The organism is Candidatus Eisenbacteria bacterium, from assembly GCA_016867495.1.
Taxonomy (GTDB): Bacteria; Eisenbacteria; RBG-16-71-46; order CAIMUX01; family VGJL01; genus VGJL01.
This window is the reverse complement of sequence record VGJL01000046.1, coordinates 1-16,509: the sequence shown is the minus strand read 5'-3', so window position 1 is coordinate 16,509 and position 16,509 is coordinate 1. Positions and strand designations below refer to the sequence as shown.

General features: G+C 66.0%; 12 protein-coding genes, 1 tRNA gene and 1 pseudogene. 10 read left to right on the top strand and 4 right to left on the bottom strand.

From position 1 onward, the window contains the following. Positions 1-706, bottom strand: a 706-nt coding sequence (locus FJY88_06555) for a UDP-N-acetyl glucosamine 2-epimerase (protein ID MBM3286995.1), incomplete at its 3' end; no start/stop codon positions are given. Between the two features lie 197 nt (positions 707-903). Here FJY88_06555 and FJY88_06550 point away from each other — a divergent pair. Beyond that, positions 904-2,295, top strand: coding sequence for an MBL fold metallo-hydrolase (locus FJY88_06550; protein MBM3286994.1), 1,392 nt, complete (start codon positions 904-906; stop codon positions 2,293-2,295). 11 nt (positions 2,296-2,306) lie between these two features. Here the strand turns inward: FJY88_06550 and FJY88_06545 are convergent, their stop codons facing one another. After that, entirely contained in the window at positions 2,307-2,804 is a 498-nt protein-coding gene (locus tag FJY88_06545) for an HIT domain-containing protein (GenBank protein ID MBM3286993.1), read from the bottom strand. 203 nt (positions 2,805-3,007) lie between these two features. On the opposite strand from FJY88_06545, the gene FJY88_06540 reads away from it, so the two are divergent. The 9 genes and pseudogenes from FJY88_06540 to FJY88_06500 all read left to right on the top strand — a co-directional run bounded on the left by FJY88_06540 (position 3,008) and on the right by FJY88_06500 (position 13,160). Continuing rightward, on the top strand, positions 3,008-4,108 hold the full coding sequence (locus FJY88_06540) for a PAS domain-containing protein (protein ID MBM3286992.1): 1,101 nt from the start codon (positions 3,008-3,010) through the stop codon (positions 4,106-4,108). Continuing rightward, positions 4,080-5,456 (top strand): sigma-54-dependent Fis family transcriptional regulator, encoded by a 1,377-nt coding sequence (locus tag FJY88_06535; protein ID MBM3286991.1) that lies wholly within the window; start codon positions 4,080-4,082, stop codon positions 5,454-5,456. The genes FJY88_06540 and FJY88_06535 overlap by 29 nt, the downstream gene beginning before the upstream one ends. Before the next feature lie 337 nt (positions 5,457-5,793). After that, entirely contained in the window at positions 5,794-6,225 is a 432-nt protein-coding gene (locus FJY88_06530) for a response regulator (GenBank protein ID MBM3286990.1), read from the top strand. Positions 6,226-6,251: 26 nt separating this feature from the next. Then, positions 6,252-6,539: pseudogene (locus FJY88_06525) on the top strand (histidine biosynthesis protein HisIE). A gap of 326 nt (positions 6,540-6,865) precedes the next feature. Further along, positions 6,866-7,852: a UDP-glucose 4-epimerase GalE gene (galE, locus tag FJY88_06520; GenBank protein MBM3286989.1), complete on the top strand. Its 987-nt coding sequence runs from the start codon at positions 6,866-6,868 to the stop codon at positions 7,850-7,852. 104 nt (positions 7,853-7,956) lie between these two features. Beyond that, positions 7,957-9,402: a replication-associated recombination protein A gene (locus tag FJY88_06515; protein ID MBM3286988.1), complete on the top strand. Its 1,446-nt coding sequence runs from the start codon at positions 7,957-7,959 to the stop codon at positions 9,400-9,402. A 72-nt stretch (positions 9,403-9,474) separates the two neighbouring features. Next, positions 9,475-9,549: transfer RNA gene (locus FJY88_06510), tRNA-Glu, on the top strand. A gap of 380 nt (positions 9,550-9,929) precedes the next feature. Beyond that, positions 9,930-11,834, top strand: a complete 1,905-nt coding sequence (acs, locus tag FJY88_06505; protein MBM3286987.1) for an acetate--CoA ligase — start codon at positions 9,930-9,932, stop codon at positions 11,832-11,834. A gap of 105 nt (positions 11,835-11,939) precedes the next feature. Beyond that, entirely contained in the window at positions 11,940-13,160 is a 1,221-nt protein-coding gene (locus tag FJY88_06500; protein MBM3286986.1) for an OFA family MFS transporter, read from the top strand. Between the two features lie 34 nt (positions 13,161-13,194). On the opposite strand, the gene FJY88_06495 is transcribed toward FJY88_06500, so the two are convergent. Both FJY88_06495 and FJY88_06490 read right to left on the bottom strand, forming a co-directional pair. Next, complete coding sequence (locus FJY88_06495; GenBank protein MBM3286985.1) at positions 13,195-14,577, bottom strand: DUF362 domain-containing protein; 1,383 nt, start codon at positions 14,575-14,577, stop codon at positions 13,195-13,197. A 29-nt stretch (positions 14,578-14,606) separates the two neighbouring features. Further along, entirely contained in the window at positions 14,607-16,175 is a 1,569-nt protein-coding gene (locus FJY88_06490) for a DUF362 domain-containing protein (protein MBM3286984.1), read from the bottom strand. Positions 16,176-16,509: the final 334 nt, after the last annotated feature.

The window sequence follows — 16,509 nt, the reverse complement described above, 5'->3', positions numbered from 1 at the left end:
TGACGACCGGAAGGCGGCGCGCCGTTTCGGCAAGGACTTCCACGATCCGCCGCAGATCCTCCTCCTGATCGACGTTCGAGGGGCGGTGGAGGGTGACGAGGGCGTATCCACGCTCCCTGACGCCGACACGGTCCAGGATGTCGGAGGCGCGGGCGGCCCCTTCCAGAGCGCGCAGGCTGTCGATCATGACGTTTCCGACGCGGTGGATCTTCTCAGGCGGGATCCCCTCGGCCGCGAGGTTCTCGTCGGCGTCGGGCGAGGTCGTGAAGAGCAGATCGGAGGCCGCATCGGTGAGGATCCTGTTCAGCTCCTCGGGCATCGCGCGGTCGCGCGACCGCAGGCCTGCCTCCACGTGGGCCAGGGGGACGCCGCCCTTCACGGCGGCGAGCGCGCAGGCGAGGGTCGAGTTCACGTCGCCGACGACGAGGACGCAGGCGGGACGGATGCGGGCGATCACCGGCTCCATCAGCTCCAGGATCCTCGCGACCTGGCGGGCCGGGCTCAGCGACCCGACACCGAGGTGGATGTCCGGTTCGCGGATGCCCAGGTCTCGGAAGAAGGCCTCGGACATCCCCGCATCGTAGTGCTGGCCAGTGTGGACCAGGACTCCGTCGAGACGCCCGCCTCTGCCGATCTGATCCAGGACGGGTCCGACCTTCATGAAGTTGGGTCGCGCCCCCGCGGCGCAGAGGATCGATCGCTTCATCGGCCTCGGGCGTCCTCCCATTTTGTCCGGGTGACGCTATCGCCGAGAGCCGCCGGTGTCAAGGAAGGCCCGGAGAGGCCCGATCGCCTCGCGCGCCGGAGTCCTCTTCTCGTGAAGCGTTGACACCCGCCGGCACGATCTCTATAGATGGCGAGGAAGATGTCGCGCGCGCGGATCACAGGGCGGAGATCACACTCGTGAAGATCGTCTTCTGGGGAGCGGTGCGGACGGTCACGGGCTCGCGCCATCTCGTCCGCGTGGGCGGAGCCGCGATTCTGCTCGACTGCGGCCTCTTCCAGGGACGGAGGGACGAGAGCGAGGAGAGGAATCGGGACTTCCCATTCCCGCCGGCCGACCTCGATGCGGTCGTCCTTTCCCACGCCCACATCGACCACAGCGGGAACATCCCTTCGCTCGTGAAGCGCTCGTTCCGGGGCCCGATCCACGCGACCTCCCCGACGGTCGATCTCTGCGGGGTGATGCTGCGCGACAGCGCTCACGTCCAGGCGAAGGATGTCGAGTTCGTGAACAAGCGTCCGTCCCGGCGCGGAGCGAAGGCTCGGACGCCGCTCTACTCCATGGAGGATGTCGAGAAGGCCCTGCGTCTCTTCCGGCCGCACCCCTACGGCGCGGAGATCGAGATCTCAGAGGGCGCTGCCGTCACGTTTCGCGAGGCCGGCCACATCCTGGGCAGCGCGTTCATCGATCTCGATCTCAGGGAACGAGGGACGCGGCGCAGGCTCGTCTTCAGCGGCGATCTGGGGCGCAGGCACCTGCCGATCATCCGTGACCCGGAGCGCCTCCCTTCCTGCGACGTCCTGCTCATCGAGAGCACCTACGGCGATCGGCTTCACCCCCCGCCCGAATCGGTTCCGGAGATCCTGGCGGGCGTCGTCGATCGGGTCCGCGCCCGGGGCGGGAAGATCATCATTCCCGCCTTTGCCGTCGGCCGGGTCCAGGAGATCGTCTGGGTGCTGAAGCGGCTGATCGACGAGGGCAGGATCGATCCGATCCCGATCTACGTGGACAGCCCGCTCGCCGTGGATGCGACGGAGATCTTCGCGCGCCACGCCGAGTGCTTCGACGCCGACACGCGGGAGGTCTTGCGGACCGACGGCGATCCCTTCGGATTCAGGCTGGTCCGCTACATCGAGGACGTGGAGCAATCCAAGGCACTGAACGGAAAGCCAGGATGCTCCATCATCATCTCCCCTTCGGGGATGTGCGAGGCCGGGAGGGTCCTGCACCACTTGCGCAACAACATCGGCGATCCGAGGAATCTGGTCCTTATTGTAGGTTTCCAGGCCGAGAACACCTTGGGCAGCAGGCTCGCCGAGCGCCGGGAGACGGTCAGGATCTTCGGGGAGGAGCATGATCTCCGCGCGGAAGTCCTACAAATGGACGGCTTCAGCGCCCACGCGGATCGGGACGAGCTGCTCGGCTGGCTGGAGGGGGCCGAGGGACGTCCGGGCCGCACCTTCGTGATCCACGGGGACTCCGAGCGAAGCGAGGCGTTCGCGGCGACCCTGCGAGGGCGGGGATTCCCAAAGGTGGCCGTCCCGGAGCTGGGACGCGAGTACGACCTATGACCGCGGTGCTGTCAGTCCTCGGCCCAGGCTCGAAGGAGGCGTTCCCGGGTAGCGGCGAGCGGCTCGGGCGGCTGGCTGGCCGAGGCGAGCGCCTCCCCGGGGCTATGCGGCTCGCGTTCGCTGACGGTCTCGGCCCGGCCCGCGGGGGGGAGACTCCCGCCCGGCACCAGATGGATGTGGAGGTGTCCCTCGACGCCCGCTCCGGCGCAGCGGCCGATGTTGATGCCGGCGTAGTTGCGGGCCGATCCCGTGACCCTCTCGAGGACTCGCTCCGCTCTCTGGAGCAGAAGCGCGGCCTCCTCGATCTCCTCCGGGGTCAAGTCGGCCAGACCGCCGGCATGCCGGTAGGGGACGACCATGAGGTGGCCGGTGGCGTACGGGTAGAGGTTCAGCACGACGAAGGCATGGCGGCCTCGATGAAGGATCAGGTCGGAGTCGAGCCGCTCCCTGGCGCCTTCCTCGCAGAGGATGCAGCCCGTCGATTCCTTGATGCCCCGGATGTAGGGCATGCGCCAGGGGGTCCAGAGGGGCTCCACTCTTCGATACCCTTTCCTTTCGTCGATCGTTCGTCCAACATCGAGACTACCATTCCGGGAGCCGCGACGGGAGTCGCGTCGATGCCCGCCTGGGAGGATCCGTCGAGAACGGGTCCAGGGACAGGGCGGAGATCGATCCTAAGGCGGAGGCCCGGCGATGCGCGGGGTGCAATCGCATGAACACGGCCACACTCGCACCGAGCGAGCGGGACTTCACGCGCTTCCTGCTTGATGCCCTCGATTCGGGGATCATCGCGCTGGACACGGCGGGGGAGATTCTCTTCGTCAACCGTCGGGCCCAGGAGCTCTTCAGCCTCGATCCGGCGAGCGTGCGGGGCAGGCCGATCGGCGAGGTGTTTCAGGTTCGTTCCCCGTCCCGCGGCGCGAGCCTGTGGCCTCCCGACATCGGGGAGTCCCTGTCGCGCGAGATGGTGCTGGCGACGGAAGCCGGGGAGCTGACCGTGGAGGCCCGCTGGCTCCCCGTCGCGCGCGACGAGAACGGCCTGGGCGGGATCCTGTCGTTCGAGGACATCACGGAGTCGGTGGGGGAGCTCGAGTTTCAGAGGAGGCTCGACCGTTTCGCGTCGATCGGCAACCTCTCCGCGGTCATCGCGCACGAGATCCGCAACCCGCTGACGGGCATCCGCACGACGATCCAGTTCGTGGGATCGAAGATGAAGGGGGGGCTTCGCGAGGATCTCGAGGACGTGATCAAGGAGCTCGATCGGATCGAGCAGTTCACGACCGATCTCCTGCAGTTCGCGAGGCCGAAGGCTCTGGAACGAGTTCCGGGCGATGTGAACCAGGTGATCGACAAGGTCCTCGACACCCTCTCCGCCCAGCTCAGCAACTCGGGCGTGGTCGTCAAGCGCGACCGGACCGAGGATCTCCCGGGCATCCCGATGGACCCCGACGCGATGCACCAGGTGCTGCTCAACATCATCCGAAACGCGCTCGACGCCATGTCGGAAGGGGGGACTCTGCGCGTCACGACATCGAGCCGACGCTACCGGTCGCGGACCGCGGTCGAGATCGCCGTCCATGACACGGGATGCGGGATTCCGGAGGAGAATCTGGATAGGATCTTCGACCCCTTCTTCACCACCAAGCCGTCGGGGACCGGCCTCGGACTGTCGATCTCCCTCCAGCTGGTCCGAGAGCAAGGGGGAAGGATCACTGTGCGCAATCGATCGCAGGGGGGTGTGACATTCCGTCTGTCATTCCCGATCCCGCCCGAGATGCAAAACCGTGAAGACCAAGATCCTGATCGTCGATGACGAGCCCTCCATCGCTCGGTCGCTGACCCGGGTGCTGGAGGATCGTGGCTACTCGGTCTCGAGCGCCGGGACCGGCGCCGGCGGATTGGCGCTCGTGCAGGACTGGCGGCCGCAGACCGTTCTCCTCGATCTGCGCCTGCCCGACGCCGATGGCCTCGATCTCCTTCCGCGCATACGTCGGATCGATCCGACGATTCAGGTGATCGTCCTGACCGCCTACGCCGACACGAAGGCCGCGGTTCAGGCGATGAAGAAAGGCGCGGCCGACTTCCTGCGCAAACCCTACGACATGGACGAGGTCATCCTGGCGATCGAGACGACATTGAAGGCCTCGGCCCGCGAGAGTCAGCTCGCCGTCTACCAGCGCCGCGAGCGAGGGCGATACGCGCGCGATCAAATCCTGGGCCAGTGTCGCGCGATGCGCGCGGCGCTTGATCTCGTCCGCAAGATCGCGAAGTCGGACGCCTCCACGGTCCTGATCCTGGGGGAGAGCGGCACCGGCAAGGAGCTTGTCGCGCGAGCCCTCCACTTCGAGAGCGAGAGGCGCAAGGCGCCCTTCATGGAGCTCAACTGCTCGACGCTTCAGGAAACGCTCCTGGAGAACGAGCTCTTCGGGCACGAGCGGGGAGCCTTCACGGGAGCCGGGCAGCTGAAGCGGGGCCTCGCGGAGCTGTCCGAGGGGGGAACCCTCTTCCTGGACGAGATCGGCGATCTCCCCGCCTCCACCCAGGCGAAGCTCCTACGCTTCATCGAGTACAGGACATTCAAGCGGGTGGGCGGCAACGTGGATCTCTCCGTCGACGTCCGCATGGTCACGGCCACCAACGTGGATCTCGAGACGGCGGTGCGCGAGGAGCGGTTTCGAGAGGATCTGTTCTGGCGTCTCCAGGTCGTGAGGATCGATCTTCCGCCCCTGCGCGATCGGGAAGAAGATGTGAACCTCCTGGCCGAGACCTTCCTCAAAGGGTTCTCGTTCGAGTTCAAGAAGTCATTCCAGGGCTTGAGCCCCGCGGTACGGGACCTGTTCCTTCGCTACCGCTGGCCGGGGAATGTCCGGGAGCTGAAGAACCTCCTCGAGCGGATCGTTCTCCTGGAGGATGGGGAGATGCTGGAGCCGCGCCACCTCCCCTCGGACTTCCTCGGTCGTGTGGAGGGCAGTCGCAGACTCTCCCCCGGGGAAGTGGGCGCGGGCGAGATCGCGAGATCTCTGCAGGAGGTGGAAGAGGAGCACATCCTCCGGGTTCTCCGGCACTGCGGCGGAAACAAGAGCCAATCCGCGCGCATCCTCGGCCTCTCGCGCCAGGGTCTGATCGAGCGGCTCAAGCGATCGGCGCTTCTCGAGAGGTGACGCTCCGGCTGCGCGGGCCGCGGGCGGGTGCCGGAGTCCGGCTCTCCCTCGTTGCGCGCCCTGCCGGTCCTGTCGCTCTCCGGCCGTATCGTCGGATCGTCCACAAGCTTTACATGTAAAGAACTCTTACGCCTCTCTTCAAAGCCTTTCAAGATCATGCATTGCAATGCGTTGGCTGATGCGACTCCGAAAACTGTCCGGAATGTTGGCAGGTGAGTGGGCGTTGGCGATGCTCGCCCCGTGCCCGATCGAGTCGCCCGATCCTGTAACGTGCTGGCTTGTTGTGGATTAGCGTGCTGCATGGATTGTTCTGCGAATGGTATGAAACTGGTAACTCATGGGAGATCGTGGGGTTTCCAAAGTGAGTCCAAGAATCCTTCTGGTTGATGACGAGGTGCTCCTTCTTCGGACGCTCTCAAATGCGCTCCGGGAGGACGGCTTCGATGTCCTCTCCGCGTCGAGCGCGGAGGACGCGGCCAAGCAGCTCGGCGGCGGCGTCGCTGTCGATGTCGTCGTGCTGGATGTGAAGTTGCCGGGGAAGTCGGGCCTCGAGCTGCTTCGCGAATTCAGGAGCGCTGGATTCCATGGACGTGCCGTGGTGATGACGGCTTTCGACAGCCCGGAGTCCGAAAGGGTATGTCGCTCGCTGTCGGTGGACCACTATCTTCGGAAGCCTTTTGACCTGGCGAGAATGTTGGACCTGGTCCGGGAACTCGCGAGCGGTGCTGGAGACCGGACTGCAAGTACCGAAGGCAGCACCTCAACCTAGCCCAAGGAAGGGAGGGTAAGTTCGTGGTGAAGAAGAAGACGGCGAAGAAGAAGACCGCAAAGAAGAAGACGGCGAAGAAGAAGACCGCGAAGAAGAAGACCGCCAAGAAGAAGACCGCCAAGAAGAAGACCGCGAAGAAGAAGACCGCCAAGAAGAAGACTGCCAAGAAGAAGACCGCGAAGAAGAAGACTGCCAAGAAGAAGACCGCCAAGAAGAAGACGGCGAAGAAGAAGACCGCCAAGAAGAAGCCGGCGAAGAAGAAGAAGGCAGCCAAGAAGGCTGTCATGCCGTCGCCCTTCATGCCGCCGCTCTGATCGAGAGCGCAGCAACTGGCGAGACAGCTCGGAGGGGGCCGGTAAGGTGATGGCACCGCTGGCCCCCGTCACTTCTGATCAGGCGCCGGGCGACAAAAAAAGTTCCCCGCCGCATACGGATTGTCAGAAGGCCGAACCCCAGAAGGAAGATAGCCCGCTTCTTCAAATACTAGGTTACCGGCCCTGACAACGGCCCGCATGGGCAGGGAACAACCCTACGCTGATCTCAACGTACCAACCGGCTCGGCGCCTGTCAATCTTTTTCAGATCTATTCCCCTATGTCTGTCGTTCTTGGGCCCCCAGCCGGTTTGGTAGGGTATAGGGCATGCGCATTCTCGTAACCGGAGGGGCCGGGTACATCGGCAGCGTCACCTCGGAGGTCCTGATCGACCGAGGCCACGAGGTCTGGATTGTGGACGACCTCAGTCGTGGACACCGGGCGGCAGTTCCTCCGTCCTCGGTCCTCCAAGTCTGCTCCACGCACGACGGCCCGCGTCTGCGCGAGTTGATCCGCGAACTCCACCCCGATGGAGTTCTCCACTTCGCCGCGTCCAGCCAGGTCGGGGAGTCGATGAAGGATCCGGGTCTCTACTTCCGGAACAACGTCGGGGGGATGATCTCGTTGCTCGACGCGTGCGCCGCTGAAGGGTGCGAGAGAGTCATCCTCTCGTCCTCGGCGGCGACCTACGGCGACCCGCAGGAGATTCCCATTCCGGAGGAGGCCCCGACCCGGCCGACCAACCCGTACGGCGAGAGCAAGCTCATCTGCGAGCAGATCCTGGAGTGGTATCGTCAGGTGCACGGCATCGCCTACGGATCCCTTCGCTACTTCAACGCGGCCGGCGCGAGCGGGGAGCGCGGGGAGGATCACGCCGTGGAGACGCACCTGATCCCGCTGGCGTTGCGCGCCGGGCTCGGGCTGGGGCCGCGGCTTCTTGTCTACGGCACCGACTATCCGACGCCGGACGGAACGTGCATCCGCGACTATGTCCACGTGATCGACCTCGCCGAGGCCCATATCCTCGCTCTCGAGAAGCTCGGAGGTGGGAACAGGCTCGTCCTGAACCTCGGCAACGGCTCCGGTTTCTCGGTCCTCGACGTGGTGCGGACCGTCGAGGCCGTGATCGGGAAGAGAGTCCCGCGGGAAGACGCGCCTCGGAGGCACGGCGATCCACCGCGCCTTGTCGCCTCAAGCGCTCGGGCCCGCGAACTCCTGGGATGGAGGCCGCGCCATGCCGCGCTCGATGACATCGTCGCCACCGCCTGCCGATGGATGTTGCAGCATCCTGACGGTTACGGCGATGAGGCATAGCGGAGAGGGCGACGATCTAGAGTCGCAGCGCGCGGGTCGACTGGCGCGCGAGTCCAAATGACAACCCGCCCGCGGGAGGCGTCAGCGAGATGACGCGCTCAAGCATGTCCCCGCCGGACCTTCCTCCGGATAGACGGGAAGGGCTCTTCGATTCGGACGCCGGTCCCCGGGTCTCATCCTCGGGGATCGAGAGCGAGTCGCGGCCCCCCGCGCCGCTCGCCGAGAGGATGCGGCCGCGCGACTGGAACGAAGTGCTGGGCCAGGAGCACCTGACCGCGCCGGAGGCGCCGCTCCGCAAGCTGCACGCTGAGGGGAAGCTCGTCTCGGTGATTCTGTGGGGGCCGCCGGGTTCGGGCAAGACCACGCTCGCCACGCTTCTCTCGGACCTTCTCGGCCATGCGGCGGAGCGGTTCAGCGCGGTTCTCTCCGGCGTCCGAAACGTGAGGGAAGTGGTCGAGAGGGCCCGAGAGCGCTGGCAGGGCGAGCGCGTCAAGACGATCCTGTTCGTCGACGAGATCCACCGGTTCAACCGTGCCCAGCAGGACGCCTTCCTCCCTCATGTGGAAAGCGGAAGGATCGTCCTGGTCGGGGCGACGACGGAGAATCCTTCCTTCGAGCTGATACCGCCACTGCTCTCCAGGTGCGCCGTCCATCTGCTGAAGCCCCTGGCCGATGAGCAGCTGAAGGCGCTCGGGACGCGGGCGCTTAAGGACAGGGAACGAGGCTTGGGATCGTCCCCCATGGAAGTCCCCGCCGACGGCTGGGAGATTCTGCTCGCCCACGCCGAACTGGACGCGCGCAGGATGCTCGGCGCGCTCGAGATGCTCTGCTCCGCGACCCGGCCGGACGCCGACGGCGTTCGGCGGCCCGGCGCCGCCTGGATCGCCAGGGTCTGCGAGCGCGGGATCGGCCTTCCGATCGGGCGCGAGCAGCACTTCGATCTGATCTCCGCCTTCATCAAGAGCCTGCGGGGGAGCGATCCCCACGCGGCCCTCTACTGGCTGGCGAGGATGATCGAGTCGGGCGAGGAGCCCCGCTACATCGCCCGGCGCATGGTTCGCTTCGCGTCGGAGGATGTCGGGTTGGCCGACGCGTCGGCGCTCCATCACGCGAACGCGGCCGCGGCCGCATATGAGTTCATCGGGGCGCCGGAGGGTCACCTCGCTCTCGCCCAGGCGGCGCTCCATCTGGCCCTGTGCGCCAAGTCCAACTCGGTCTACGAATCTTACGGGCGGGCGGCGGCGATGGCCCGAGATCTCGGTCCGCTGGGCGTCCCCTTGAAGATCCGCAACGCTCCCACCGAACTGATGGAGCGTCTCGGCTACGGGAGCGGATACCGCTATCCGCACGCCGAACCGGGGAGATGGGTCGAGGAAAGCTATCTGCCGGAAGGCGTCCCCGAGGATCGCCGCAGGCCCTACGTCCCGTCCGACCAGGGCCGGGAAGCGGAGATTGTCCGGGCGCACGACCGCCGGACAGGCGGCTTCTATCGGCTTCTGCCCCAGCGTCCTCCCGAGGACAGCGCAAGCCGGGACGAAGGCGGGGACTGACCCGGGGGACCGTTCGGCCCTTGCCTCTCGGACGGCTGTCCCGTAGGCTCGGGATTCGCGCCTTGAAGCGCCGTCCCCATCGTCTAGTTCGGCCTAGGACTCCACCCTTTCAAGGTGGCAACACGGGTTCGAATCCCGTTGGGGACAAGAGACGCCGCCGGCCCGGCCGGTCCCCTATCCCGGGCAGGGTCTTATCGCTTGCCTGGTTCCGGCGGGCCGGAATAGGATGGATGAGCAGTCTCGCGTGCTTTTTGGTGGGGCGGGGAGGCTGGGAGGGTCGGGATCGGCCTGGTCGGCAGGGCTGCGTTGCGGGTCCGCACGGTTCGATCTGGCGATGCGCGATGTCGGCGCGGGCGAACATGCCTCGAGGGATCCACTGCCTTCCGATTCCAAACCGTGTATCCGGGCGTCCGTCTGGACGCAGGGGATAGTCGCGAGCGCCGGCTTGCAGTCCGGCGATCGACACGGCGGTTTTCGTGTGGTCGGTTGAAGAGATGAACTCATGAGCGAGGAGGGGAACTGGGAAGATGGCCGAGAACGAGATCTATAGTCCATCCGCTGAGCTGGTTGCGAACAGCAACATCAAGCAGTTCATGGACAAGCACGGAATCAAGAGCTATGACGACCTGCTCAAGCGCGCCGAGAACCAGGAATGGTACTGGAGCGAGGTGGCGAAGGAGCTCGAGTGGTTCAAGCCCTTCTCGAAGGTCTTGAACGACAGCCAGGCGCCGTTCTTCAAGTGGTTCGAAGATGGGAAGATCAACATCACCCACAACTGCCTCGACCGGCACATGAAGACGGCGACCAAGGACAAGGTGGCTTTCATCTACGAGCCGGAGCCCCAGAACGAGAAGATCGAGCGCTGGACCTACGAGATGGTCTACAAGGAGACCAATCGGATCGCGAACGCGATGAAGAGGCTCGGGATCAAGAAGGGCGACCGCGTCACGATCTGGATGCCGATGATTCCCCAGCTTCCGATCGCCATGCTCGCGTGCGCCAAGATCGGGGCGATCCACTCGGTCGTCTTCTCCGGGTTCTCCGTCGGCTCGCTGCGGGACCGGATCCAGGACGCGGAGGCCGTCGCCCTGATCACCTCCGACGGCGCCCAGCGGCGCGGCAAGCTCGTCGTCCTGAAGCCGAACGGCGACGATGCCCTCAAGGACTGCCCGACCATCAAGCATTGCATCGTCTTCAAGCGCGCCAACAACGACTGCCCGATGCAGCCGGGACGGGATCACTGGTGGCACGAGCTGACGAAGGCAGAGAAGGACGAGTGCCCGTGCGAGGAGATGGCCGCGGAGGACCCCCTCTACATGCTCTACACCTCCGGGACGACCGGGAGGCCGAAGGGGATCGTCCACGTTCACGGCGGGTATGCCGTGGGGACCTACTCCACGCTACATTTCGTCTTCGACATCAAGCCGAACGACATCTACTGGTGCGCGGCGGACATCGGCTGGGTGACGGGGCACAGCTACATCGTCTACTCGCCTCTGATGACGGGGGCGACCTCGGTCCTCTACGAGGGGGCGCCCGACTTCCCCGCGCCGGACAGGTGGTGGAGCATCGTGGCCCGCGAGAAGGTGACGATCCTCTACACGTCGCCGACCGCGATCCGGATGTTCATGCGCTTCGGCGAGGAGTTCCCCAAGAAGCACGACCTCAAGAGCCTGAGGCTTCTCGGCTCGGTGGGGGAGCCGATCAACCCGGAGGCCTGGCGCTGGTACAGGAAGAACATCGGGTCTGAGAGGCTCCAGATCATGGACACCTGGTGGCAGACCGAGACGGGCACCTTCATGATCTCGCCGCTGCCGATCACGCCGCTTAAGGCCGGCAGCGCGACGCGCCCCCTGCCCGGCATTCTGGCCGATGTCGTCGACGAGCACGGCCAACCGATCCAGCCGGGGCAGAACGGATTCGCGATCCTGACCAAGCCCTGGCCGGCGATGCTGAGGACCCTCTACAAGGATCCCGAGCGCTACAAGCAGACCTACTGGGCGCGATTCCCCGGCAGGTACCTGACCGGCGACTCGTGCACGAAGGATGAGGACGGCTACTTCTGGTTCCGCGGGCGCGCGGACGAAGTGCTCAACGTGGCCGGGCACCGGCTCGGCACGGCGGAGGTCGAGAGCGCGCTCGTGGCCCACGCCGCCGTGGCGGAGGCGGCCGTGATCGGCGTGCCCCACGAGGTCAAGGGAGATGTCCCCAAGGCCTACGTGACGCTGAAGGTCGGCTTCACCGCCTCGGAAGAGATGAAGAAGGAGCTCACGGACTGGGTCAGCAAGGAGATCGGGCCGATCGCCCGTCCCGAGGAGATCGAGTTCAGGGACAAGCTGCCGAAGACCAGATCCGGGAAGATCATGCGCCGGCTTCTGAAGGCGCAGGCCCTCGGCAAGGAGATCGGCGACATCTCGACCTTGGACGAGTAGAGATCCGCGGAGTGATTGCGTCGTGAGCAGGACCGGCAGGGGCGGGATGGTTCCCGCCCCTGCCGCTTGCCTTTCGGGGATGTGTCACATGGAGGGGGAGCCGCAATGAGTGAGCAGAAGGGATTCAATCGCTGGCTGATCGTGGTCGGCGCGCTACTGGTCCAGCTGTGCCTGGGCGCGGTCTATGCTTGGAGCGTCTTCAGAAAGCCGCTGGAAGCGGAGCTCGGCATCACGCCGACGCAGGCGACCCTGCCGTTCTCCTTCGTTCTGATCTTCTTCGCCCTGGCCACCGTTCTGGGCGGGAGGATCCAGGACAGGTTCGGCCCGCGCGCCGGAGCGATCATGGGCGGGATCCTGCTCGGCGTCGGGATGATCCTCTCGAGCCTCGCCCAGAGCGTGACCGCCTTGATCCTTTCGTACGGAGTCATCTCCGGGATCGGGATCGGTTTCGCCTACGTCTGTCCGATCTCGGCCGGCGTGAAGTGGTTCCCCGACAAGCGCGGGCTGATCACTGGGCTCGCGGTCGCCGGCTTCGGCGCGGGCGCCTTGATCGTGGGGCCGTTGGCTGCGCGCCTGATCGGGACCGCGGGCGTCTTCCCGACCTTCCGCTATCTGGGCATCGCCTATGTGGTGGTGGTCATCCTCGGGGCCCTCATCCTCCGGAACCCTCCCGCGGGGTACAGGCCGGCGGGGTGGACTCCTCCGCAGCCGGCGGCCGGGGTCGCGGCCAGAATCGACTACACGACCGCCCAGATGCTCGGAACGAGTCAGTTCTGGCTCATCTGGATCCTCTACTTCATCGGCGCCGGCAGCGGCCTCATGATCATCGGCCAGACATCGCCGATCGCGCAGGAGCTCGGCAGATACAGCAAGGCGACGGCCGCGCTCGGCGTGAGCGTGCTGGCGATCTTCAATGCGCTCGGCAGGATTCTCTGGGGGAGGCTGTCGGATTCGATCGGGCGCACGAGGACCCTCTTCTTCATCTATTTGATCAACGGGCTGGCGGTCCTGAGCTACTTCCTGATCCCCGCCATGCCGTTCTGGTTCTGGATCGGCATCGCCCTCGTTGGAGCCACCTTCGGCGGATACCTGGCCATCTATCCGGCCATGACGACCGACTTCTATGGGACCAAGAGCATCGGGATCAACTACGGGATGGTCTTCACCGCCTACGGGGTCGGCGGCCTGCTGGGGAACCTGCTCGCGCCGCTGGTCAAGCAGGCGACGAACAACTACAATCTGGCCTTCATCCTCTCAGGGGTGCTCTGCCTGGCCGCTTCGGTGGTCATCCACTTCGTCAAGGCGCCGAGGGCGCGCGCGGCCTAGGCCGCGCGCACGAGCCGAGGAGAAGCAGGGGGGCTCAGCGGCTCCTGACGAGCCTCCGAGAGCGCGTCCCCGAATCGGTCGAGAGCCGCGCCAGGTAGACGCCGGCCGCGACCGCGCGACCGTCCGCATCGCGGCCGTCCCACGGGACGGTCGCGTACCCTTCGCCGTAGGAACGCTCGCCCAGATCGCGCACGAGACGACCCGATACGTCGTAGATGGCGACGGCCGCCAGTCCGCCGTGCCCCATGCGGAAGCGGATCGAAGTCCTCTCGCGGAAGGGATTCGGGACGCTCGGCGCGAGGAACGTGGTCCCCGTCTGCGTCTCGGTCTCCCCGGGCACATCGGCGGCGTTCATGCTGATGACCGTCATCTGCGCCGGGTTGCTCACGCCAAGGTTGTAGGGAGCCCCCGAGGCCTGTTCGATCCATGGGCAGGGCTTGGTCGACCACCCGCGCGACTGCCTCTCGTCGTTGATCATGTCTCTGGCCCAGTACTCGTTCGTGACCGGGTCGGTGGCGAAGAAGAGGGTGTTCGGCTTCTGCTCGGGGAAGGTGTTCCAGTTCTGAGCCGGCTCTCCCGGCCCCCCATTGTAGGTCCCTCGTATCGCGTCGGTGATCACGAGACGGGTCTTGCCCTTGATGTGCTGATCGGCGTTGACCGTCAGCATCCCGGGGATGTTGCCGCAGAGGCTCGATGGGAAGCAGGAGCCGTAGTGGTTCTTGAGCGCCACGGTGATCTGATTGTTGGTGTCGCTGTGGCTCTTCAGCACGGGGACGTCGATCAGGTGGTCGGCGTTCAGGATGTAGCTCGACAGCCTGTAGCTCCCGTACGGATAGTAGGACCCCGGATTGATGTCTGCCCGGAGCGCTGCCGTGCGGCCGTTGAACGTGAATCTATCGGCGGTGTAGCCATGGTCGGAGAGGTCGCGGTCGAAGATGGTCACCTGGGAGACGTCGTAGGTGGAGCTCAGCATCTGCGCGAGCCCCGAGACGATGCCCCGAACCGTTTCCCACCTCGTGTCGCACGGGCCGATGCAGTTGACCTTGATCGCGATCTTGGAGGTCGATGTGAGACCGGGAAAGAGCGACTCGAATGCGCTCGCGGTCGTCAGCTTATTCGCCAGCACGCGGACTCCCTGATGAACGACGCTCGCGACACGCGCCTCGTCGATCGTCTCCAGATGCCCGTCCATCTCCGGCTCACGGAGCAGGACGATCCTGCCGGGAAGGAGGTTCGCCGGCTCGAGCGGCGCCTGCCGCATGGGATCGGCGGCGCCGAGCGCGCTGGCCCTCGACCCCAGGGCCGCGAGGGCTGCGAGCGTGGACGTCCTCAGGAAGTCGCGCCTGCCTCTGTCGGGCGCAGAGGAGTGTGTCCGGGGCGCACCGGTCCTTGGCGATCGCCGCGCTGCTCTGTCCATGATGCCTCCCTTCGCGGCCTGCGCGGGCGCTAACGGATCAGCACGACTTGCTGTCGCTGCGCCGCGCCCTGGGAACGAAGCTCGCAGAAATAGACCCCGCTCGCAAGAGGAGATCCGCCCTGGTCGCGGCCGTCCCACGAGACGGCGTGCGAGCCGGGTCCGTAGGGGACGCGGCCCCACCGGCGGACGACGGAGCCGCCCGCGTCGGCGACGAGGATCTCGACCTCGCAGGCTTCGGCGTTGCGGAATCGCAGGTTGCAACTCCCTCTTGCAGGATTGGGGGAAGGGGGCAGGAGCGCGACCCCGCCCGCCGCGGCCGCCGCGGCGTCCACCTCCGCCGCCAGGGCCGCGTCGATCTCGAGTAGCTCGATCTGTGCCATCTCGTCCGTTCCCAGGCTATAGGGAGGCTGGGCGGCCGCATGGATGTGGCTCGGGGTCAGAGCGCCCAGGCCGTTTCGAATCCGCTCCTCGTTGATCTTGGCGGTTCCGATCGTATCCACAGCGACCGGGTCGAGCCCCATGATGAGGCTGTTGTATCTCCAGTTCGGGGGGGTATGCCCCGGGGGAGTGTACCCCGGGCCGCCCGTGTAGAGACCGAAGGTCGCGTCCACCACGAAGAGCTTGGTCTTGTTGCCCAGTTCGTCGCGCATCACGCGATTCAGCTCGGGTTCCCCTCTCGTGTGGCCGTCCCCGTAGTAGCCGCTCCTGTGCATCTGGCTCACCCAGACGTTGTCGAAGGAGCCGTAGTTGTTCTTGAGGCAGAGCGTCGTTCCCGCGTCGCTGTGGTCCTTGATGACCGCGACGTTGATCATGTAGTCGATCATCTGCGACAGGATCTGGGAGGGATGATGCGTCGTGGTGGAGCCGTGCGGATGCTGGATGACGAAGCTCCTGCCGGTGTCGAACCCTACGCCCGCGTGGTCGGTGCCGAAGTACTGGACTCCGGGGCCTCCGTAGTTGACCGCATATCCGGTCTGCGCGCAGAAGAAGGCGTTGTCCATGTCCCAGACGATGATGTTCTCCTCCGGCAGCGTCGCGCCGTTCAAGTCCATCATGAGCAGGCCATCGATGATCGCGTTGACGATCTGGGGATGAGTCGGGACGTCCCCGCAGGCGAGATTGATCTTGAGGCCGACCTTGTGCGCGGCGGTGATCCCCGGGAAGAGGCTCTTCCATGCCCAGGCGGTCACGCCGACGCCTGTGAGGGCGCGGATGGCCGCGTGGACCATCATGTCGACGGGCCCCTGGTTGACCGTCGTCCACCCGGTCGTGGCGCCTGCGTGGTAGGTCCGAACGACGCGCGTGGATCGCCCATCGGCGCGCGTCGGCTTGGGCGCCAGGAGGTCCCGGGCGCTGAGAATGCCGACAGCCCCCATGGCGGTTGCTCCGAGGAACCGGCGCCGGGTCAGGAGCGCGCCCCACGGATCGAGGCCAAGCCCGTCGTGACGCGTCTTCCCGCCCGATCCGGCCTTGGCGGGCAGATCGCCGTCCGCCGTCGAGCCCCTGCGGCCGCTGTGATCAAGCATCGCATAACCTCCTTGATGTATGCGCTGGGTCGCGCCGGCCGCTCCCGATGGGCCGGGCTCCCGCGCGGGCATCGGTCATCGAAAGAGGGCCCGGAGGCTCCCCCACGCTTCCCTCTTCACGGGGACGGCCTGCTGCACCAGGGAGCACGCGCGCTCCGCCAGACAGCGGGCCCCGTCGAGCCCCGCCTCTTCGCCCGAGAGGACCACGATCGATCCGAAGAAGCACTGCTCCCGGAACTGCAGGATCGTGGAACCCGGCGCGACCCGGAATCGGGCCTCCCCGCCACAGCGCCAATCCGGGACGGGCTCGCCCATCCCGCTTGCGGGGTCACCGTAGAGAAGGGAAGCGTTCTCGGCGGTCCCCTGGTTGAACAGGGCCAGCGTGGCGGCCACGACGGCCGTCCCC

Excerpts from the sequence above, each read along its gene's own strand:
- FJY88_06545 (MBM3286993.1), bottom strand. The coding sequence starts at position 2,804 with ATGCCCTACATCCGGGGCATCAAGGAATCGACGGGCTGCATCCTCTGC.
- FJY88_06540 (MBM3286992.1), top strand. The coding sequence starts at position 3,008 with ATGAACACGGCCACACTCGCACCGAGCGAGCGGGACTTCACGCGCTTC.
- FJY88_06530 (MBM3286990.1), top strand. The coding sequence starts at position 5,794 with ATGGGAGATCGTGGGGTTTCCAAAGTGAGTCCAAGAATCCTTCTGGTT.
- galE (MBM3286989.1), top strand. The coding sequence starts at position 6,866 with ATGCGCATTCTCGTAACCGGAGGGGCCGGGTACATCGGCAGCGTCACC.
- FJY88_06515 (MBM3286988.1), top strand. The coding sequence starts at position 7,957 with ATGTCCCCGCCGGACCTTCCTCCGGATAGACGGGAAGGGCTCTTCGAT.
- acs (MBM3286987.1), top strand. The coding sequence starts at position 9,930 with ATGGCCGAGAACGAGATCTATAGTCCATCCGCTGAGCTGGTTGCGAAC.
- FJY88_06500 (MBM3286986.1), top strand. The coding sequence starts at position 11,940 with ATGAGTGAGCAGAAGGGATTCAATCGCTGGCTGATCGTGGTCGGCGCG.
- FJY88_06495 (MBM3286985.1), bottom strand. The coding sequence starts at position 14,577 with ATGGACAGAGCAGCGCGGCGATCGCCAAGGACCGGTGCGCCCCGGACA.
- FJY88_06490 (MBM3286984.1), bottom strand. The coding sequence starts at position 16,175 with ATGCCCGCGCGGGAGCCCGGCCCATCGGGAGCGGCCGGCGCGACCCAG.